Below are 285 nucleotides of genomic sequence, written 5' to 3'. Positions count from 1 at the left end.
GCCCCGGAGCCGGGGTCCGCGGGAGCGGGGTTCGGCGCGGTGGGTGTCCGTTTCTTGAGAACTCAACAGCGTGTTAAAAGCCAGTGCCTTTATCGGCTCGGCCAGTTTCCCTGGTCGGGTCGCCCCGTGGCCGCCCGCGTTTTGCGTGGGTGGTGGGGATTTCTTTGAGGCAAGAACCCTTCGGGGTTCATTGCTGGGATTGTTTCCAAGGTTTGGCCGGTCCGGGGTTCGCCCCCCGGGTTGGTCGTTTGGACCTTAATGGAGAGTTTGATCCTGGCTCAGGAC

The organism is Actinomadura livida (assembly GCF_014648675.1).
Classification (GTDB): Bacteria; Actinomycetota; Actinomycetes; order Streptosporangiales; family Streptosporangiaceae; genus Spirillospora; species Spirillospora livida.
This window is presented reverse-complemented; position numbering follows the sequence as displayed.